The sequence below is a fragment of the Parasulfuritortus cantonensis genome, from assembly GCF_004337445.1.
Lineage (GTDB): Bacteria > Pseudomonadota > Gammaproteobacteria > Burkholderiales > Thiobacillaceae > Parasulfuritortus > Parasulfuritortus cantonensis.
The window spans coordinates 244,926-265,202 of record NZ_SJZB01000042.1; the positions used below are offsets into that span (position 1 = coordinate 244,926).

Annotated in this window: 16 protein-coding genes and 1 riboswitch; of the genes, 11 read left to right on the forward strand and 5 right to left on the reverse strand. The window is 69.0% G+C overall.

Translation table 11 applies throughout. The features are described 5' to 3' along the window. Positions 1 to 48: 48 nt before the first annotated feature. Together EZJ19_RS11980 and EZJ19_RS11985 are read right to left on the reverse strand one after the other, a co-directional pair. On the reverse strand, positions 49 to 564 hold the full coding sequence (locus EZJ19_RS11980) for a TlpA family protein disulfide reductase (RefSeq protein WP_131447882.1): 516 nt from the start codon (positions 562 to 564) through the stop codon (positions 49 to 51). Beyond that, a complete protein-coding gene (locus EZJ19_RS11985; RefSeq protein WP_131447884.1) occupies positions 561 to 1,301 on the reverse strand; it encodes a hypothetical protein in 741 nt (246 codons plus the stop codon). The genes EZJ19_RS11980 and EZJ19_RS11985 overlap by 4 nt, the downstream gene beginning before the upstream one ends. Before the next feature lie 83 nt (positions 1,302 to 1,384). After that, positions 1,385 to 1,497, forward strand: a riboswitch (TPP riboswitch). Between the two features lie 31 nt (positions 1,498 to 1,528). Here EZJ19_RS11985 and thiC point away from each other — a divergent pair. The 11 genes from thiC to EZJ19_RS12050 all read left to right on the forward strand — a co-directional run bounded on the left by thiC (position 1,529) and on the right by EZJ19_RS12050 (position 14,597). Further along, a complete protein-coding gene (gene thiC / locus EZJ19_RS11990) occupies positions 1,529 to 3,445 on the forward strand; it encodes a phosphomethylpyrimidine synthase ThiC (RefSeq protein ID WP_131447886.1) in 1,917 nt (638 codons plus the stop codon). Between the two features lie 142 nt (positions 3,446 to 3,587). Continuing rightward, entirely contained in the window at positions 3,588 to 3,830 is a 243-nt protein-coding gene (locus EZJ19_RS11995) for a type II toxin-antitoxin system Phd/YefM family antitoxin (RefSeq protein WP_131447888.1), read from the forward strand. A gap of 2 nt (positions 3,831 to 3,832) precedes the next feature. Further along, entirely contained in the window at positions 3,833 to 4,243 is a 411-nt protein-coding gene (locus tag EZJ19_RS12000; protein ID WP_131448004.1) for a type II toxin-antitoxin system VapC family toxin, read from the forward strand. Between the two features lie 49 nt (positions 4,244 to 4,292). Continuing rightward, positions 4,293 to 5,243, forward strand: coding sequence for a KAP family P-loop NTPase fold protein (locus tag EZJ19_RS12005; RefSeq protein WP_131447890.1), 951 nt, complete (start codon positions 4,293 to 4,295; stop codon positions 5,241 to 5,243). Between the two features lie 1,613 nt (positions 5,244 to 6,856). Further along, entirely contained in the window at positions 6,857 to 7,981 is a 1,125-nt protein-coding gene (locus EZJ19_RS12020) for a MalM family protein (protein ID WP_131447894.1), read from the forward strand. 102 nt (positions 7,982 to 8,083) lie between these two features. Continuing rightward, positions 8,084 to 9,583, forward strand: a complete 1,500-nt coding sequence (locus EZJ19_RS12025) for a protein adenylyltransferase SelO (RefSeq protein WP_131447896.1) — start codon at positions 8,084 to 8,086, stop codon at positions 9,581 to 9,583. A gap of 69 nt (positions 9,584 to 9,652) precedes the next feature. Next, entirely contained in the window at positions 9,653 to 11,074 is a 1,422-nt protein-coding gene (locus EZJ19_RS12030) for a chloride channel protein (protein WP_131447898.1), read from the forward strand. A 4-nt stretch (positions 11,075 to 11,078) separates the two neighbouring features. Beyond that, positions 11,079 to 12,356, forward strand: coding sequence for an efflux RND transporter periplasmic adaptor subunit (locus EZJ19_RS12035; protein ID WP_165873562.1), 1,278 nt, complete (start codon positions 11,079 to 11,081; stop codon positions 12,354 to 12,356). A gap of 9 nt (positions 12,357 to 12,365) precedes the next feature. Continuing rightward, entirely contained in the window at positions 12,366 to 13,103 is a 738-nt protein-coding gene (locus tag EZJ19_RS12040; RefSeq protein ID WP_276320112.1) for an ABC transporter ATP-binding protein, read from the forward strand. Further along, the gene (locus EZJ19_RS12045) at positions 13,100 to 14,332 is read left to right on the forward strand and encodes an ABC transporter permease (RefSeq protein ID WP_165873563.1); all 1,233 of its coding nucleotides are present in this window, start codon (positions 13,100 to 13,102) and stop codon (positions 14,330 to 14,332) included. The genes EZJ19_RS12040 and EZJ19_RS12045 overlap by 4 nt, the downstream gene beginning before the upstream one ends. Next, a complete protein-coding gene (locus EZJ19_RS12050; RefSeq protein ID WP_131447902.1) occupies positions 14,325 to 14,597 on the forward strand; it encodes a YkgJ family cysteine cluster protein in 273 nt (90 codons plus the stop codon). Before EZJ19_RS12045 ends, EZJ19_RS12050 begins: the two co-directional genes overlap by 8 nt. Positions 14,598 to 14,610: 13 nt before the next feature. Here the strand turns inward: EZJ19_RS12050 and EZJ19_RS12055 are convergent, their stop codons facing one another. From EZJ19_RS12055 to EZJ19_RS12065, 3 genes are read right to left on the reverse strand one after another with little or no spacing between them, the layout of a single operon-like run. Further along, a complete protein-coding gene (locus EZJ19_RS12055) occupies positions 14,611 to 15,267 on the reverse strand; it encodes a YfiR family protein (protein ID WP_131447904.1) in 657 nt (218 codons plus the stop codon). Beyond that, positions 15,268 to 17,406 (reverse strand): TonB-dependent receptor plug domain-containing protein, encoded by a 2,139-nt coding sequence (locus EZJ19_RS12060; protein ID WP_131447906.1) that lies wholly within the window; start codon positions 17,404 to 17,406, stop codon positions 15,268 to 15,270. 35 nt (positions 17,407 to 17,441) lie between these two features. Next, the gene (locus tag EZJ19_RS12065) at positions 17,442 to 20,174 is read right to left on the reverse strand and encodes an ATP-binding protein (RefSeq protein WP_165873564.1); all 2,733 of its coding nucleotides are present in this window, start codon (positions 20,172 to 20,174) and stop codon (positions 17,442 to 17,444) included. Positions 20,175 to 20,277: the final 103 nt, after the last annotated feature.

A 20,277-nucleotide genomic window follows, 5' to 3' on the forward strand; every position in this document is an offset into this window, starting at 1 on the left:
CTTATAGCCGGCGTCCGCCGCTCAGGCAAATGCCGTCTCGGCCGCGGCTCAGTCGGGTTCGGCGAGCAGACGCTCCAACTCGGCCACCGCCTCGGGACTGTCCCACTCGATGGAACCGAACAGGCCGAGCCGGATGCGGCCCTGCTTGTCGACCACGTAGCTGGTCGGGAAGGCGACCACCTGCCAGGGCTTGAGCAGGTTGCCGTCGGGGTCGGGCAGGATGGCGAACTCGATCGGCACCTGCTGGGTATAGGCGCGGATGTCGGCCGGGTTGTCGCCCATGTTGACGCCCAGGATGGCGAACGGCCGCCCGGCCATCCTGGCCGCCAGCCGGTTCATGGACGGAATCTCCTTGCGGCAGGGCGGGCACCAGGTCGCCCAGAAGTTCACCAGCACCACCTTGCCGCGCAGGCTGGCGAGGTCGATCGCCGGTCCCGCCAAGGAGGCGAGCTTGAGGGCCGGCGCGGGGCGCGGCGTGAGCGGTTTGAGGCCGCCGGCGGCGGCCGGCAGGGCGGTCAGCAGGCAGAGCGCCGCGGCGGCCGCGCAACGTAGCAAAGCGGTCATCTGGTTTTCCCCGGATCAAGTTCCTGCAAGGCAGCGTACAACATGTCGCCCAGGTGGTGGGCGGCCGCGGTCTCCTGGTCGGTGACGTCGCCGCGCTCGAAGAAGCCGTCGCGCAGGCCGTCGAGGACGTCGACGCGGACCCGGCTGCCGGCCGCCTCCAGGCGTTCCTTGAGGCGCTCGCGCCACCAGTAGCCGGCCGACGAATGCGGCTGCAGGATGACGATGTCCAGGCGGGTGCGGTCGACGACCGGGTCGTACTCCGGCATCTCGCCCGGTTCGATGTCCTTGTACAGGATCGGGAAGGCCAGGACGGCGCCGTCCACGAGCCCGGACGCGGCGGCGCGCAGCGCCAGGGTGGCCTGGCGCCCGGGCGCGCCGAGGATGATGCGGCGCCCCGGATGGGCGGCGTGCAGCGCCGCCAGCCAGGCCTGCAGGTCGGCCTCCGGGACCTGGTCGATGCTGCTCGGCAACGGCGGCAGGAAATAGGGCTCGTAGAGGTCGGTCACCCAGGTCTCCACGCCATGCGCGGCCAGGTCGGCGGCGGCGCGGTGTTCGGCCTCGACGCGGCCGTACTGGCCGGTCAGCCAGACCAGCATGGTGCCGCCCGCGGCCGGGTAGCGCTCGCTGACGATCTCGGCACCCGACGGCACCCGCACGCTCTGCACGTCCGCCGCCCGGGCGCCGGGCAGGGCCAGGCACAGCGCCAGGCCGGCGAGAAAATATTTCCGCCAACTCATCCATGGACTCCACAACGAACCGTCCGGGAATGTACTCTATCCGTCTGCCGAAACGCCAAAAGGTGTATCATTTCACTCAGTTATTTCGTCGCTAGGGGTCTCCGGCATCGCCATGCGATCGTTGCTGCCGGAGTGAGACATACCCTTGGAACCTGATCCGGGTCATACCGGCGTAGGGAAGCGAGGCGCCGCCGCCTTCCCCGCGATTTTGTAGAGGAAGCCGCACCGTGAACGCCAATCCTGAATTCTTCGCCTCCAACGCCCATGTCGACGCGGCCGCCATCGAGCCGCTGCCCAATTCGCGCAAGGTCTACGTGGAGGGCTCGCGGCCGGATGTCCGGGTGCCGATGCGCGAGATCAGCCAGGCCGACACGCCGACCCATTTCGGCGGCGAGACCAACCCGCCCATCTACGTCTACGACTGTTCCGGCCCCTATTCCGACCCGACCGTGAAGATCGACATCCGCGAAGGCCTGCCCGGCCTGCGCACGAAGTGGATCGAGGAGCGCGGCGACAGCGAGGTCCTGTCCGGCCTGACCTCGGAATACGGCCGCAGCCGCGCCAACATGGAGAACCTGGCCCGTCTGCGCTTCCCCGGCCTGCACCGCAAGCCGCGCCGCGCCAAGCCGGGCATGAACGTCAGCCAGATGCACTACGCGCGCCGGGGCATCATCACCCCGGAAATGGAGTACATCGCCATCCGCGAGAACCTGCGCCGCCAGGAGTACCTGGAATCGCTGCGCCGGAGCGGCCCGCAGGGCGAGCGCCTGGCCAAGGCATTGACCCGTCAGCATCCCGGCCAGAACTTCGGCGCCGCCCTGCCCGAGGAGATCACCGCCGAGTTCGTGCGCGCCGAGGTCGCCCGCGGTCGCGCCATCATCCCGGCCAACATCAACCACCCGGAGACCGAGCCGATGATCATCGGCCGCAACTTCCTGGTGAAGATCAACGCCAACATCGGCAACTCGGCGCTCGGCTCCTCCATCAACGAGGAGGTCGACAAGATGACCTGGGCCATCCGCTGGGGCGGCGACACGGTCATGGACCTGTCCACCGGCAAGAACATCCACGAGACGCGCGAGTGGATCATCCGCAACTCGCCCGTGCCGATCGGCACCGTGCCCATCTACCAGGCGCTGGAGAAGGTCGACGGCAAGGCCGAGGAACTGACCTGGGAGATGTTCCGCGACACCCTGATCGAGCAGGCCGAGCAGGGCGTGGACTACTTCACGATCCACGCCGGCGTGCTGCTGCGCTACATCCCGATGACCGCCGAGCGCATGACCGGCATCGTCTCGCGCGGCGGTTCGATCATGGCCAAGTGGTGCCTGGCGCATCACAAGGAAAGCTTCCTCTACACCCATTTCGAGGAAATCTGCGAAATCATGAAGGCCTACGACGTGGCCTTCTCGCTCGGCGACGGCCTGCGCCCCGGCTCGATCTACGACGCCAACGACGAGGCCCAGTTGGCGGAGCTGAAGACGCTCGGCGAGCTGACCCAGATCGCCTGGAAGCACGACTGCCAGGTCATGATCGAAGGCCCCGGCCACGTGCCCATGCAGCTCATCAAGGAGAACATGGACAAGGAGCTGGAGTGGTGCGACGAGGCGCCGTTCTACACCCTGGGCCCGCTCACCACCGACATCGCCCCCGGCTACGACCACATCACCTCCGGCATCGGCGCTGCCATGATCGGCTGGTACGGCACCGCCATGCTTTGCTACGTCACGCCCAAGGAGCACTTGGGGCTGCCCGATAAAAATGATGTCAAGGAAGGCATCATCACCTACAAGCTGGCCGCCCACGCCGCCGACCTGGCCAAGGGCCACCCCGGCGCCCAGATCCGCGACAACGCCCTGTCCAAGGCGCGCTTCGAATTCCGCTGGGACGACCAGTTCAACCTCGGCCTGGACCCGGACAAGGCGCGCGAATTCCACGACGAGACCCTGCCCAAGGAATCCGCCAAGGTCGCCCACTTCTGCTCCATGTGCGGTCCCCACTTCTGCTCCATGAAGATCACCCAGGACGTGCGCGACTTCGCCGCCAAGCAGGGCATCAGCGAGGCCGATGCCCTGGAGAAAGGCATGGAGGTGAAGTCGGTGGAGTTCGTGAAAACCGGGGCGGAGGTGTATCACAAGGTCTGACGTTCCCTCTGCCCGCCCTCGCGGCCCGGTTGCCTGTCGGCACCGGGCCGTTTTTGTTTCTGCGCCGGCAGGGTCAAAAGGGGCTTGCTAAACCGGACTAGACCGGACTAAGCTAATTGCGAAATCAAGTTAGGAGCCGATCATGCAAACCGTCAACATCCACGAAGCAAAAACCCATCTATCCCGCTTTGTCGACCAAGCCGCTGCGGGAGAAGAAATCCTCATCGCCCGCGCCGGCAAGCCTGTCGCACGTCTGGTGGCGCTAGCCTCCGAACGAGACCAGCCGCGCAAACTGGGCCTTGGCAAAGGCCGCTTCACCATCCCCGAAGGTTTCGACCGCTTGCATGATGAGGCCATCCAGCGCATGTTCGAGACGGGCAAGTGAGCATGGTGGGACCTGCGCAAACCTTCCTGCTCGACACCAACATTCTGCTCGCCGCCCTGATCGCACCGGAGTCCTTGCCGGTGGACATCCAGACGCAACTGAGCGACCCGGCCAACAGCATCCTGTTCAGTGCCGCCAGCCTCTGGGAAATTGCCATCAAATGCTCATTGGGCAGAGAGGATTTTAATTTCCGGCCGGAGGACATCCAGCAACTGGCCACTGACACCGGTTTCACCGAACTGCCTGTTCTGTCCAGCCATTGCCACAACCTCACCGACTTGCCCTGGCACCATCGCGACCCATTCGACCGGTTGCTGGTCTGTCAGGCGCAGACCATTCCAGCCTATTTGCTTACTACGGATGGCATGCTGGCCAAGTATTCGGCTTTGGTTCGGGTGGTGACGCTGAGATAGAAAGTGTGGGGTCGCCCCCTCTTAATCATCCATCTAGCAGAAAAGAGCCATGAAGCATGACACCCCCGCAACGCAGGATGAATTTGGTAGGCGCAGCTTCGCGACCCAATTGGCGCGCGCGTTGTCAGCACCCCGCCAGGGGGCAGGGGGATTCGTTGTAGCACTGGATGGCGCGTGGGGAAGTGGCAAGACCACATTATTGAATTGGATAAAAGAGGACTTGGAAATATCAACTCCAGCACCCGTGGTGCTGGAGTTTAACCCGTGGCGGATCAGCGGGCTGGATGCCCTAATCGAAACTTATCTGATCGAACTGGCGACCAGATTAGAAACGCCTATTCATGGCGAGGCAATCGCAAAAGGCGCCGAAGTTGGGCAGCGTATCGTCAATTACCTTGGCATGCTGCGACATCTTCGGCATTTGAAATACGTTCCCAGCCTGGGCTTCCTGGGCAACATAGCCGAAGGTGCCGCCGACTACGCCGAACAGGCGAAAACTGCTTGCGACGCATTCCTCAAAGATACACGAGAGACGTTCGGCAACAACCGAGGGATCGAAGGTGCGAAATCGGCAATAGAAGCCGCGTTGGATGAATTGGATTGCGGCGTAGTAGTCATCCTCGACGACCTCGACCGGCTCAACCGGGAAGAAATCCGCACAATCTTTCAACTTATAAAATCGACTGCCGATTTTCGCCATATCACCTACCTGCTCGCCTTCGATGCCGGTCAAGTGGCACGAGCCCTGGATGAAGAGGGCAACGTAGCCGATGGAATGCAATATCTAGAAAAGATCATCCAGGCCACTTTTCGCATCCCCCCTTGTTCCCGTGGCAGGCCAACCGCCATTTGGACAAGTCGCTGCGGCGGGTATTGCACGACATTGGCCGGCAACTTCAACCGTTCGAAGAAGCCCTGTGGGAAACGAGCATTCCCTTGGCTGCCGCCCTTTGCAAACAGCCGCGCCATATTGTTCGCCTCACCAACCATCTTCGTCTGACGTGGTCCGCCACAGCTAAGGCCGTCAATGCCTGTGACGTGCTGGTATTCGAAGCATTGGCACAGCGCCTACCAGAATTCGCGCGGGCAATCCAGGAACATCCGGACGAATTCACAGGCGGACGATTCAAAGAGGCTTACTCAGGCTTCACCTTTGATTGGGCGGCCACGATAGGCGATGAAGGGCGACAAGACCGCTGGCGACGGCATTTGCCTGCGGAAGGCACGGTGGATCGACAACTGGCTGAGGAAGCTTGCGCTTTCATGTTCCCCTACACCAATCGTGTCCAGGCCGAAGACAAAACGGCGCATTGGCGAATCGCTGATATCAATCACCTGGCTCGACTCTTGCAGGGCAGTGGTCTGGAGGGGATACCCGATGCCGGCGAGTTCGCCGCATTGTTCAACAACCCAGATCGTATTTTGGACGAACTCAAATGCATGGATGCGGAGGGTTGGAAACACTGGCTCAACCATGCCCGTCGCTATCTGCCAGGGAAACTCCCCAAGCCGACGGAGCTGCTTGACGCGCTCTCTCATTTCGCCGCGAAACTGTTTGACGAAGCCATTGCAGACGGCGAGATCAGCCACGGCTTTTCAAGACTGTTTCTGGAGATTCTGTTCCTGCAATCGGAGAAGGACCGCTTCCCACTGCTGCAGCGTCTTATCGATCAGGTTTCATGTTCCTTCAGCGAAGACGCTGTCTTCTACTCAGCTTGGACCCATGGCTTGCTCTCGATTCGCGCACCATACGAATACAGCCGTGAGGAAGGGCCAATGTTGCTAGATAAGGAACAGGCCCTGGCCATCGTCGCTTTGTGGAAGGCGCGTGCCTCGAAATTATCAGCGCAGAACTTGCTGGTGAAAGAACCAGAACTTCACTCCGTTTTGTACCGGTGGACACAACTTGGAGAGCACCGAGACTACCGCCCTGTTTGGCGGGCCGTGTCGCGCATATGTGCAGACAGAGATGGGCTTGAGCGCTTCCTGTCCGCGTTCGCTGGTCACCGTGAACGAGAACCGTCCAACTTCTCCTTGGTTTGGGATGTCGATGACTTGCTTGAGCACATCAAGAGTCACCCCGACCTAGGAGAAATTTACGCTAGTTTTATTGCCGATTTGACAAGCGAGCCAGTGCGAAGTCACTTACAACGCCTGAAACAGGAAGCACGCCAATGAATGGCCGTGTGTCTCCCCGGTAGGGTCTTTTGCACTTGCATCCTGAGAGCCGGATCGAAGCCCAATGCCCCTTCGCTAGACAAGCATTATGGCCAACCCGAACACTCCTTCAGGCTCAAACACCCAAAGTATCACCGCCCCCGCTTGACAGCCATTCCCCCCCGGGCCGACCTAGCGGCTGCTGGGGAAACAGGCGGTGAGCAGGTGGCCTCCGGTGGGGCTTTCCCAGTCCAGCATCTCGCCGGCGCAGAACACGCCGGGCAGGTCAGAGTTCGTGAAGCAGGGCGCCGAGGTCTACCACAAGCTCTGACGCCGCCGTCCGCTGCCACGGGCGTGCCCCGCCAACCGGGGCGACCGCCCGGCGGCAGACAGGCCGGAGGGGCGGGCCGCGCCGGCCTCCCTCGCCTCGGCCGCGGCGCCATCGAGGACCGCAGCATGCCAAGCGCCTTCGCCAGGCTGTCGATGCCGATCGCGGCCATCTTGCTGTCGTTCGTCCTGCTGGCCGGCTGCAGCGGCCTCGGCGTGCAACCGGGCGGTTCCCTGCCGGAGGGCGAGGCGCTCGTGTTCGGCCGCATCCTACTCGACCGGGATGGCGAGCTGTCCTCCGTCTCGACCTTCTCCAACCACGTCGAGATCCGCAATCTCGAGACCGATGACGTCCAGCTCGTGGCCCAGCCGTTCGAGCCGGACGGCCGGTTCTACTGGTCGCTTCCGCCCGGCCGCTATCAGCTCAGCCTGGTGCTGGACGGCAAGCGCTCATTCGCGTTCACGCTGGCACGCGCCGGTGCGGCCTACTACTTCGGCGACCTGACCTTCACCGGCAGCAAGCGCTTCCGCACCCTGGGCGGCGCCAACATCGCCGGGGTGAGGTGCCGGGCGGTCGACGCCCTGGCCGAGGCCCGCACCGCACTGTCGCAGAGGAGCCCGGCACTCGGCCGGCTGGCCGTCGACCGTCTTGCGCTCGGGGACATGACCGACCCGGCGGTCCGTGCCAGCGCCTACGCGGAGGCCCTGGCGACCGCGCCGCGATGTTGCCGGCGTTACGCCGAGATGCGTTTCGCTCGACTGGCCGCCGCCGGCCCGACCAAGGCGGCCATCGGGGCCGACAGCCCGGTGTTCGATTTCCCGGAGGGTCCCAGCCGGTTCCTGGCCTGGACACTGCCGGAACGGCCCGCCCCGTACACGCTCGTGCTACGCAGCGTCGTCACCAGCGGGGCACCGGGGGCGGGCGGCTACAACGTCTTTTCCCCGGCCATCCTCCTGCTGGACGCGAACTTCGAGCCGGTCTTCCGCGCCGACGACCTGTTCGCCCCGGTCGCCGCCACCCTGTTCCCGCCCAGGCGCACCGGCTTGGCCGGGCAGGTCAGGGTTGCCGGGGGCGCCGCCGCCGCCCGGTATCTGGTGGTCTACACGACCCCGGCGCGGCTCCGGGACGGGTGGTTCGGAGCGGTCCCCGGGGTTGCCGCGATGCCGGCCGGCGCACTTCCCACCGGAGGCTACAGCCCGGTGGCCATGGCGCCCTCCATCTCGGGGGCCGTCGAGGTCACGCCCGGACCATGACGGCCGTTTTTCCCTGCTGGCGGCAGGGTGGAATTTCCGGGCCGGCGCCGCGAAACTCCCATCCTGCCCATACCCGTTCAATCCGCCCTGCGAAAGTGCCCCATGCCCGGCCCTGCCATCCCCTTCGACAACACCTATGCCCGCGACCTGGCGGGCTTCTATGAGCCGTGCCAGCCGGCCACCGTGCCGGCGCCCGACCTGCTGTTCTTCAATCGCGGCCTGGCCGAGGAACTGCGCCTCGGTCTGGGCGCTTGCGATGCCGACGCGCTGGCGGCGATGTTCTCCGGCAACGCCCTGCCCGAGGGGGCGCAACCCATCGCCCAGGCCTATGCCGGGCACCAGTTCGGCCAGTTCAACCCGCAGCTGGGCGACGGCCGGGCACTCCTGATCGGCGAGGTGGTCGACGGCCAGGGCCGTCGGCGCGACATCGCCCTCAAGGGTTCCGGGCGCACGCCCTTCTCGCGCCGCGGCGACGGCAAGGCGGCGGTGGGGCCCATGCTGCGCGAGGTGCTGATCGGCGAGGCCATGCACGCCCTCGGCATCCCGACCACGCGTGCCCTGGCGGTGGTGGCCACCGGCGAGCCGGTGCGGCGCGAGCGCAGCCTGCCGGGCGCCGTGCTCACGCGCATCGCCGCCAGCCACCTGCGCGTGGGCACCTTCCAGTTCTTCATGGCCCACGGCACGCCGGCCATGGTGCGCCAGCTGGCCGACTACGCGATCGCCCGCCACTATCCCGAGCTGGCGGCCGGCGAGGGTCGCTATCTGGGCTTCCTGCGCGCCGTGGCCGAACGCCAGGCGGCGTTGATCGCCCAGTGGATGCACGTCGGCTTCATCCACGGCGTGATGAACACCGACAACATGGGCATCCCCGGCGAGACCATCGACTACGGCCCCTGCGCCTTCATGGAGGCCTACGATCCGCAGGCGGTGTTCAGCTCCATCGACGAATGGGGCCGCTATGCCTACGAGGCGCAGCCGTCCATCGCGCGCTGGAACCTGGCCCGCCTGGCCGAGGCCCTGTTGCCGCTGATCGCCGCGAACGAAGGTGCGGCCGTCGAGCAGGCCACCGAGGTCCTGGATGGCTTCCCGGCCCGCTACCACGCCCATTGGCTGGCCGGGCTGCGCGCCAAGCTGGGCCTGGCCGGCCAGGTGGCCGACGGCGACGACCTCGACACCGCCCTGGGCGAAAGCTGGCTCGACCTGTTGCACGCCCAGCAGGTCGACTTCACCCTGGGCTGGCGCCGCCTCGCCGACGCCGCGGCGGGCGACGAGGCGCCGCTGCGGGCGTTGTTCGCCGGCCAGCCCGGCCTGGAGCGCTGGCTGGAACGCTGGCGCGCCCGCTGTGCCGCCGAGGACGCCGGCGCGGCCGCCCCGGCGGGCCGGGCCGGCCGCATGCGCCGGGTCAATCCCTGGCTGATCCCGCGCAACCACCGCGTCGAGGAGGCCTTGGCGAGCGCCTCGGACGACGGCGACCTGGGCCCCTTCGAGCGCCTGCTCAAGGCCTTGCAGCGCCCCTATGACGAGGACCCGGCGCAGGCCGCCTACGCCGAGCCGGCGCCGCGCGAGTTCATGTCCGAATTCCGCACCTTCTGCGGCACCTGAGCCGCCCGCGCGGCCGGCCGGCGGCCGCGACCGGCTTGGCTATGGCGGTCGTTTTGGTAGCATGCGGGCATGTCGTCCGATGCACCCGATTCCCCGACCCGGCTGCGCGACCGCGTCGCGGCCTATCTGTACCGCCTGAAACGCCGTCAGGTCGCCTACCGGCACGTCTGGGTCGGCCGCCTGATCTTCTGGGGCGGGGCCGTCGGCGTCGGCCTGGTCGCCGTGCTGTTCGCCCAGATGACCGAGCTGGCGGTGGAAACCCTGCACGGCCTGGACGAACGTTTCCCGGGCTGGGCCTTCCTGTCCGCCCCCCTGGGCGGTGCCCTGATCGTCTGGCTGACCCGGCGCTACAGCGCCGGCGCCGAGGGCAGCGGCATCCCCCAGGTGATGGCGGAGATGGCCCAGCACGGCCAGCACAAGCGGCTGCTCCGGCCCCTGCTGTCCCTGCGTATCCTGGTCGGCAAGATCGTCCTCGGCATCGCCGCCATCTTCGCCGGCTTCTCGGCCGGCCGGGAAGGGCCCATGGTCCAGGTGGGCGCCTCGCTCATGCACCTGATCGGCGAACGCCTGCCGCGCCGGCTCCAGGTCGACCGCCGCCACCTGCTCGCGGCCGGCGGTGCGGCCGGCATCGCCGCCGCCTTCAACACGCCTTTGGCCGGCATCCTGTTCGCCATCGAGGAACTCAGCCGGGGCGTCGAGGAGCGCATGAGCGGCCTGATCATCACCGCCATCGTCATCGCCGGCGTCGTGGCCCAGGTCTGGTTCGGCAACTACACCTACTTCGGCTGGCTCGACATCTCGGGCGTCGACACCCCGCACCCGGTCGGCCTCCTGCTCATGGCCGGCTTGATGTGCGGCCTGGCCGGCGGCGCCTTCGCGCGCGTCATGATCCTGTCCGCCTCCGGCCTGCCCGGCCGCCTGGGCCACTGGCGCAAGACCTATCCCGTCCGCTTCGCGGCCGGCTGCGGCGTGGTCATCGCCCTGATCGGCGTCATCTCGGGCGGCATCACCTACGGCACCGGCTACGGCGAGGCCAAGCACCTGCTCGCCCAGGACGCCGTGCTGCCCTGGCACTACGGCATCGACAAGTTCGCCGCCACCCTGGTCACCTTCGCCAGCGGCGTGCCGGGCGGCATCTTCGCGCCCTCGCTGTCGATCGGGGCCGGCCTGGGCCAGAACCTGCACCTGCTGGCCGGCGAGCACTACCTGCCGGCCATGACCAACGTCCTGTGCATGGCCGGTTTCCTGGCCGCGGTGACGCAGACCCCGATCACCGCCTTCGTGATCGTCATGGAGATGGTGAGCGGCTACGGCCTGGTGATCGACCTGATGATCGTCACCCTGATGGCGTCCGGCATCTCGCGCACCATCTGCCCGCCGCTCTATCGCACCCTGGCGCTGCGCTATTTCGCCAAGCCCGAGCACCCGCCGGCGCCGGAACCGGCCGGCCCGGCGCCCGCCCAAGCGGCTGGCGCTCCCCCCAAGGAATAGACACTTGAAACGACTCGCGTTGGTCCTGGCCGCCCTGCTCGGCGCGGCCGCGCTCTGGTGGTGGCAACCCTGGCGCGGCGCCGATGCCGCGCCCGCCTACCGGTTCGCCAAGATCGAGCGCGGGCCGCTCGCCGCCACGGTGTCGGCCAGCGGCACCCTGGCCGCCTCGGTCACCGTCCAGGTCGGCTCCCAGGTGTCCGGTCAGATCAAGGAACTTCTGGCCGACTACAACTCGGCGGTGCGCCAGGGCCAGGTCATCGCCCGGCTCGACCCGGCCAGCTTCGAGAGCCGGGTCGCCCAGGCCGAGGCCGACCTGCTCGCCGCCCAGGGCAACGTCGAGGTGGCGCGCGGCAACCTGCTGGCGCGCCGGGCCGAGACCAAGAAGGCCGAGGTGGCGCTCGACGACGCCCACCGCACCCTGGTCCGCAAGCAGGGCCTGGTGGCGCAGAACTTCATCTCGACGGCCGAGCTGGACACCGCCCAGGCCGCCTCCGACACCGCCCGCGAGGCGCTCGCCCTGGCGCGTGCCAACGAGACCGTGCAGGCCGCCCAGGTGCAAAGCAGCCAGGCCGGGGTGGCGCAGAAGCAGGCCGCCCTGCGCCAGGCCCAGGTCGATCTCTCGCACACGGTGATCCGCTCGCCGGTGTCCGGCACCGTGATCAGCCGCAACGTCGACGTCGGCCAGACCGTGGCCGCCTCGCTGCAGGCGCCGGTGCTGTTCAGCATCGCCCAGGACCTGTCGCGCATGGAGGTCAACATCGCCGTCGACGAGGCCGACGTCGGCCGCGTGCAGGTCGGCCAGGCGGTCCGTTTCACGGTCGACGCCTTTCCCGGCGAACGCTTCGGCGGCCGCGTGACGCAGATCCGCAAGGCGCCCCAGACCGCCAACAACGTGGTCACCTACAGCGTCATGGCCGCGGTCGACAATCCCGAGCAGAAGCTGCTGCCGGGCATGACCGCGAACGCCAGCCTGCTCACCGAGGAACGCCAGGCCGTCCTCAAGGTGGCCAACGAGGCCTTGCGCTTCCGGCCCGGCCAGGGCGACGGCAGCCCGCTCAAGACCGGCATCCGCAACCGCGAGGCGGGGCCAGGCATGCCCGGCCGGGTCTGGCGCCTGGTCGGCGGCCAGGCGGTCGCCGTGCCCCTGCGCCTGGGCGTCTCGGACGGCAAGGCGACCGAGATCCTCAAGGGCGACGTGGCCGAGGGCACCGAGATCATCCTCGGCACCGACGAGGCCGCCGGCGGCCGGCGCCAGTCGCGCCCGCTCGGCATGGGCCACTGAGGCACGGCCGTGGCCGCCAGCCGGGCCCTGATCGAGGTCGCCGGCCTCGCCCGCACCTACCACGTCGGCGAGGTCGAGGTGCCGGCCCTGCGCGGCGTCGACCTGCGCATCGAGGCGGGCGAATTCGTCGCCGTCATGGGCCCGTCCGGCTCCGGCAAGTCCACCTTCATGAACCTGCTCGGCGGCCTCGACCGGGCCGACGCCGGGCGCTACCTGCTCGCCGGCGAGGACGTCTCCCGCCTCGACGCCGACCAGCTCTCGGCGGTGCGCAACCGCGCCCTCGGCTTCGTGTTCCAGAGTTTCAACCTGCTGCCGCGCGCGAGCGCCCTGGAAAACGTCGAGCTGCCCCTGGTGTACGCCGGCGTGCATGCCGGCGAGCGGCACCGGCGCGCCCTCGCCAAGCTCGCCCAGGTCGGCCTGGCCGAGCGCGCCCACCACCTGCCCAGCCAGCTGTCCGGCGGCCAGCAGCAGCGCGTGGCGATCGCCCGCGCCCTGGTCAACGCCCCGGCCCTGATCCTCGCCGACGAGCCGACCGGGGCCCTCGACACGCGCACCAGCCTGGAGGTGATGGCCCTGCTGCAAGCCCTCAACGACGAGGGCATGACCCTGGTCCTGGTCACCCACGAGCCGGACATCGCCCGCTTCGCGCGCCGCATCCTGGTCTTCCGCGACGGCCACCTGGTCGAGGACCGGCCGGTCGCCGGTCGCCAGTCGGCCGCCGCCCTGCTCGCGCAGGAGGGCGCGTGAACGGCCTCGATACCCTGCGCTCGGCCCTGCGTTCGCTGCGTGCGAACCGGATGCGCAGCGCGCTCACCACCCTGGGCATCGTCATCGGCATCGCCGCCGTCATCACCATGCTGGCCGTCGGCGAGGGCGCCCGCCGCCAGGTCGCCGAGCAGATGAAGAGCCTGGGTACCAACCTGATGCTGGTGCTGCCCGGCACGGTGACCAGCGGCGGCGTGCGCCTGGGCGGCGCCAGCCGGGACAGCCTGACCGAGGCGGACGTCCTGGCCATGCGCGCCGAGATCGCCGACGTGGCGGCGGCCGCGCCGGCCCTGCGCGGCAGCGGCCAGGTGGTGTACGGCAACCAGAACTGGTCGACCCAGCTGTACGGCATCGACGCCGACTACCTGGTCGCGCGCGACTGGCGCATCGAGCGCGGCCGCGCCTTCGACGACAACGACCTGCACGGCAACGCCAAGGTTGCCCTAGTCGGCGAGACCGTCGCGCAGATGCTGTTCGGCGGCACCGACCCGACCGGCCTGACCATCCGGGTCAAGGGCGTCCCCCTGACCATCGTCGGCCTGCTCGGCGGCAAGGGCCAGAACGTCATGGGCCAGGACCAGGACGACATCGTCCTGATCCCGCTCGGCACCGCGCGCGGCCGCCTGCTCGGCCAGTCGCTGGGCCGCCCGGACAGCGTCAACAACGTCACCGTGAAGATGGCCGACGGCGTCGACATGCGCGCCGCCGAGGCCCAGGTACGGGCCCTGCTGCGCCAGCGCCACCGCATCCAGCCGGGCCAGGACGACGACTTCAACATCCGCAACCTGTCCGAGATCGTCCAGGCCGAACAGGCCTCGTCGAACGCCCTCTCGGCGCTGCTCGCGGCGATCGCCTCGGTGTCGCTGATCGTCGGCGGCATCGGCATCATGAACATCATGCTGGTGTCGGTCACCGAGCGCACCCGGGAGATCGGCATCCGCCTGGCCGTGGGCGCGCGCCGGCGCGACATCCTGACCCAGTTCATGGTCGAGGCGGTGACCCTGAGCGTGCTGGGCGGCCTGGTCGGCGTGGCGCTCGGCCTGGGCGGCGGCCTCCTGGTCCAGCGCCTGTTCGACTGGCCGGTGGCGTTCCAGGCCCGCGCCGTCCTGCTGGCGGTCGTCTCGGCCTCGGCGGTGGGCATCTTCTTCGGCTGGTACCCGGCCCGGCAGGCCGCCCGCCTCACGCCGGTGGAGGCGCTGCGCCATGACTGAGCCGGTGGCGGTCGTCTGTCGGCCGGGCTGCGCGGCCTGCTGCATCGCGCCCTCGATCACCAGCCCGCTGCCCGGCATGCCGGACGGCAAGCCGGCCGGGGTGCCCTGCGTGCAACTGACCGCCGACCTGCGCTGCGCCCTGTTCGGGCGTCCGGAACGGCCGGCCTTCTGCGCCGGCCTGCAGCCCTCGGCCGAGATGTGCGGCACCGGCCGCGCCCAGGCCATGGCCTGGCTGGCCGGCCTGGAGGAGGCCACCCGGCCCTGACGGGCGCGCCGGCTCAGTCCTGGCCGAGCACCTGGGCCAGGGCGAGCAGGTTGGGGCTGATCTCCAGGCCCGCGCCGCGCACGGCCGCGAGGTTGATGACGAAGCGGGGGTGGCCGCCCGGGTGGGCCAGCTCGATCATGCCGCCCTGGCTGGCGAAACGGGGCAGTTCGCTGACCGTCAGGACCGGCTGGCCGCCCGCCGCGCGCAGCAGTTCGGCCTGGCGGCCCTGCTCGGAGGTCGCGACGTAGAGCAACTGGCAGGCCCGGGCCGGCCGGCCCGGGCGAAGTTTCTCCACCGCCAGCGGGCGTCCCTTGACCGGCTTGCCCTGGAGTTGGCCCAGGGCGGCGGCGGTTTCGTCGTCGCCGGCGACGCAGAGGGTCAGCGGCGCGCCCGGCTGGCCCAGGGCGCTGTCCGGCCAGCGGCTGAACTTGGCGAAGTTGTAGACGAAGGCGACCTTGACCAGGACGGCGTCCTCGCTCTCGGCACGCTCCTGGGCGCCGGCGCCGCCCATGCCGCCGGCCAGGAGGGTGGCCAGGAGCAGGGCGGGGCGGAGGCAGCGGCGCAACAGGGTCACGGCCCCGCCCCGGCCGGTCGCGCCCGAACGCATGCCGCGGCCGCGCTGCAATGCTGCATCGCCGTCCTCCCCTGCATGTTCTCTATCGATCCCCATTCAGAACTTGTAGCGTAGCTCGGCGTAGCCGTGCCGGCCAGGCAGGGGCAGGTCGTCGGGGATCGCGCTGGGCGTGGATTCGCGCGCGTCGGCGTCGAACAGGTTGCGCAGGGACAGGGCGAACTCCCAGTCGCGGCGCGGCGCATAGCGCAGGGTGGTGTCGACCACGGTATAGGCGGGGACCGCCGAACGGGTGTCCGCCGGCAGGCTGTAGGGGTTGCGCGGCCGGCTGCCGATCAGGTTCGCCTGCAGGTTCCAGTTCCAGTGCCGGCGGAACGACCAGTCGCCACGCAGGTAGGCATCCCAGCCCGGCTGGGTGTAATCGCGGCAGGGCGAATCGTCCTGGAAGCGCCAGGTCACGTTGCCCGAGAAACGCAGGTCGGGGGAGGCCTGCCAGCCGGCCTCGAGGCCGATGCCGCGGATGTCGTGGTCGCCGGTGTTGCGGTATTGGCGTACGCCGGGCGATACCTCGATCCGGGCGATCAGGTCCTTGATGCGGTAGCGGAACAGGTTGGCGCCGAAGCGCAGGTCGCGGCTGACGGCGTAGGAAAAGGCCAGGTCCCAGGTGTTCGACTGCTCCGGCCGCAGGTCCGGGTTGGGCAGCGCCAGCGAGGTCGGCGAGTAGAGTTCCTGGTAGGAGGGCGGCCGGAACGACTCGCCGTACATCAGCTTGGCGACGAGCCGGTCGCTCACGTTCCAGACCAGGGCCGTGCGCGGGTTGAAGGTGGCGCCGAAGTCCGAATAGTGGTCGTAGCGGGCGCCCAGGGTGAGTTCCCAGGCCGGGGCCAGGCGCCAGATGTCCTGCAGGTACAGGTAGCGGATATCGCGCGCGCGCTCGGGCGCGAAGGCGTAGGGCGTGTCGCTGAGCGCGGTGAGCGGGCTGTTGACCGGCAGCACGCTGCCGTCGGGACCGATGCCGTAGTTGACCCACTGTTCGACCTTGTAGAGGTCCTCGCGGCTGAACCCGGCGCCGACCAGCAGCTTCTGGTCGGCCAGGCCGGTGTAGCCGGCCTTGGCCTCCAGCCCGAACTGGCGTTCGCCCACCCGCATGCGGTTGATCAGGCCGTCGACGTAGGTGCCGTCGGCGATGGTGTCGGCGGCCGAGGTGTTGGTATAGCCGGGCGGCCGTTCCTGGAAGCCCGAGCCGGAATCGTAGTCGAGGTGCTGGTAGCGCAGTTCGCCGTGCAGGCTCCAGTCGTGGGCGAACTGCTCGTTGTCGTACAGGAGGCCGAGGTTGAGGCGCCGGTCGGCACCCTGGGTCGTGGGGTCGAGCACGCCGGCGCCGGTCAGGCCGATCTCGACGTCGTCGTGGCGGATGTAGTCGGCGAGCAGGCGCCAATCGCCCCGGGCCAGCGACAGGCGCAGGTCGGCGCTGTCCCAGCCGTAGGCGGCGTCGCCCGGCGCCAGGCTGGCGCTGCTGTGCTCGGCGTCGGCGGCGATGCGCGGATCGTGGCCGTCCGTGGTCTGCAGGTCCGCGGTCAGTCCGACCGTGAAGCCGGCCCATTGGCCGCCGTGCTGCAGCCAGGTCTCGCCGGTACCGTAGCTGCCGATGCGGGCGCCGAGCTCGGTGCCGGCGATGGTCCCGGCGGTCTTGGTGATGACGTTGACCACGCCGGCCGAGGCGTCGGCGCCGTAGAGCGACGAACCCGGACCGCGGATGATCTCGACGCGCTCGATCATGCTGGCCGGGAGCCCCTTCCAATAGATGCCGAAGCCCCACAGCAGGTCGCGCATCGGAACGCCGTTCACCATGAGCAGGGTCTGCGAGGCGCTGGCACCGCGGAAATGCACCAGCGGCCGGAAGCCGAAGGCGCTGGCCCGGACGTGCACCCCGGGCACACCCTCCAGGGCGTCGACCACGTTGGTCGCCCCAGTCGCCTTGAGGTCCTCCGCGGTGATCACCGTGACCACCCCGGGGGCATTGGCGGCCGCCTGCCGGGTGTTGGTGGAAATGGTGACGTCGAGCGCCAGCAGGTCCTCCAGGCTCATGGACAGGAAGCGCTCGAGGCGGTCGTCGGCGGCCGCGGCGAGCGCCGGCGGACAATGGACCAGGACCAGCAACGCCGCCAGGCCGTGCAGTCCGAGCGCCCAGGTCGGGCATGACCGACCGGATGACCGGTCGCAACTGGCAGGTTTCATCCCCTACACCTCGTTCATCGTTATCGTTTGCCGGCTCAGCCGGCCGGGTCGCCGAGCACCTCGTAAGCCTGGCGCAGGCGGTCGAATTCCCGTTCCAGTTCCGGCAGCCGGGCCTGTACGTCGGTCAGGTCGCCGCGTCGCGCCGCCAGCTCCAGGCTCTTGCACAGCGGCGGCAGACGGCTCGACCCGAAGGTGGCGCTGCTGCCCTTGAGCTTGTGCAGCTTCTCGGCCACCTCGTCGGCGGCGTGCTCGTCCAGCACCCGGTGGATCTGGCCGAGCAGGTCGCCACCGGCCTGGAGGTATTTGCCGACGATGCGGGCAAAGCCCTCGCCGCTGACGTTTTCCCGCAGGTCCCGGACCACCTCCATGTCCAGGCAGTCGAGTGCCAGGGCCGGTACGCCGGCCGGGTCGTCCGCGGGGTCGGGGCGGGCGCGCCGCTCCTGGCCGCCGCCCAGCCATTTGTCCAGGATGTTGGCGAGGTCGTCGCTCAGGATCGGCTTGACCAGGTAGTCGTCCATGCCGGCCGACAGGCAGTGCTCGCGCACGCCGGGCAGGGCGTCGGCGGTGAGGGCGACGATGGGAACGCGGGGGCCGCCGGCCGGCCCGGCCTCCCACAGGCGCAGATTGGCGGTCGCCTCGTAGCCGTCCATGCCCGGCATGTGCAGGTCCATCAGGACCAGGTCCGGGCGGTTCCGCTTGAAGCGTTCCAGGGCGCTCCAGCCGTCCGCCGCCTCGACCGCGGTCGCGCCGAGGCTGGCGAGCAGCTCGGCCATGACCATCTGGTTGGTCTGGTTGTCCTCGACGACCAGCACCGTGGTGTGGCCGGGCCGGCGCGCGACGACCGCGCGGACCGGCTCGGCCGGGTTGCCCGGCGCCAGCAGCGCCGCCCGCAGCGCGCCCAGGCGCAGCGGCCGATGCAGCAGGTGCAGCCGGGGCGGCAGGCTCAGCGTGCCCAGTTCGGCCAGGCGGTGGATGGGGACCAGGACGAGCAGCGGCCATTCCTTCCCGGCGCTCGGGACCGGCCGGGCGGCCAGCGCGGCCAACCGGCCGGCGTCGAGCGCTTCGTAGTCGATCAGGCAGGCGCCGTCGCCGCGGCCGGCCCGGGCCAGCAGTTCGGCCGCGGCGCAGGGCACGGCCAGGACACCCCACTGGCGCAGCTGGACCCCGATGGCCTCGGCCAGGGCCGGGTTGCCGAGATGGACCGACAACTCGGCCGGCAGCGCGCCGGGCTCGACCTCCAGGCCGCTGGCGAGACCCTGTTCGGCGGTGCCCAGGGGCAGCCGGACGAGGAAACGGGAGCCGATGCCGACCACGCTTTCCAGTTCGATGCTGCCACCCATCTCGGTCACCAGGCGGCGGACGATCGCCAGGCCCAGGCCGCTGCCGCCGTAGTTGCGGGTGATGCTGCCGTCGCCTTGCTGGAACATGTCGAAGATGCGCGCCTGGGCGACCTGCGGAATGCCGATGCCGGTGTCCTGCACGGCCACCTCCAAGGTGTAGCCGGTCGCCGTCATGGCCTGCGGCCGTGCCGACAGGCGGATCTCGCCGCGGGCCGTGAACTTGCCGGCGTTGGAGAGCAGATTGTTGATCACCTGGCGCAGGCGGCCGGGGTCGCCGACCGCCCAGCCCGGCAGTTCCGGTGCCGGCGCCCCGATCACGTCGACGCCCTTGGCCAGGGCCTGGGGTGCCGCCAGTTCGAGGGCGTCGTCGAGCAGCCCGCGCAGGTCGAAGGCGACCCGCTCCAGTTCCAGGCGCCCGGCCTCGATCTTGGCCAGGTCGAGGACATCGCTGATGAGGTCGCGCAGGCTCTCGGAGGAGGTCCGGATGGTGTTCACGAACAGGCGCTGCTTGTCGTCCAGGCGGCCGTCCTGCTGGAGCAGCTGGGCGAGGCCGAGGATGCCGTTCAGGGGGGTCCGGATCTCGTGGCTCATGTTGGCCAGGAAGCGGCTCTTCGCCACGCTGGCCGCCTCGGCCTGGACCTTGGCCGCCTGCAGTTGGGCCGTGCGCTGCGCGACCAGCCGCTCGAGGTCCTCGTAGGAATCGGCCAGCTTGCGGTCGCGCGCCTCGATCTCGGTCAGCATGGCATTGAAGCTGTCGACCAGCTCGCCGACCTCGTCGTCGCCGCGCCGGGTCGCCCGCAGGGTGTAGTCGGCGCCCGCGCGGACCCGGCGGGCGGTGCGGGCGAGTTCGTTGATCGGCGCCACGATCCGCTTCACCAGGCGCAGGCCGAGCAGGAGGGAGAGGCCGAATGCCACGGCGATGCCCGCCGCCGAGACGGCGAAGCGGACGAAGAAGTCGCGCCATGCCTGGCTCAGGTCGGCACTCAGGTAGAGCATGCCGATCGTCTCCTGATCGACCCGGATCGGCTGGACGTAGACCGCCACCGGGTGGAACGGCCGGATCGCCGGTTCCCGGGCCGCCGAGGGCAGCAGGCCGGTGGGCAAGTGGGCGCTGTCGCCGTATTGTGCGAAAGGTTGGCCGTCGCGGTCGAAGACCGCCGCGGCGACGATCTCCCGGTGGCCTTCGAGGCTGTCGCGCAGCACATCGCGCGCGGCCGCCTCGTCGCGGAAGGCGAGGGCGGCATTGCCGGCCGCGCTGGTGGCCCGGCCGATGGCGTGCAGTCGCTCCGTGGCGTCGACGCGCAAGGCATCCAGCTGCTGCACGGCATTCAGTGCGAGCACGAACAACATCCCCAATCCGGACACGCCGAGCAGCAGCAGGATGAGCTTGCGCCTGATCGGGGCGGAGGCATAACGGAAAGCGGACATGACTGTCTGGCGGCGAGGGGGGCCGGCGGCGGCGTCGACATGGAAACGCTGGAGATTATATAAGCGCTTGCCCGGAAAAAACTTTTTGTGGATAATGCCGCCC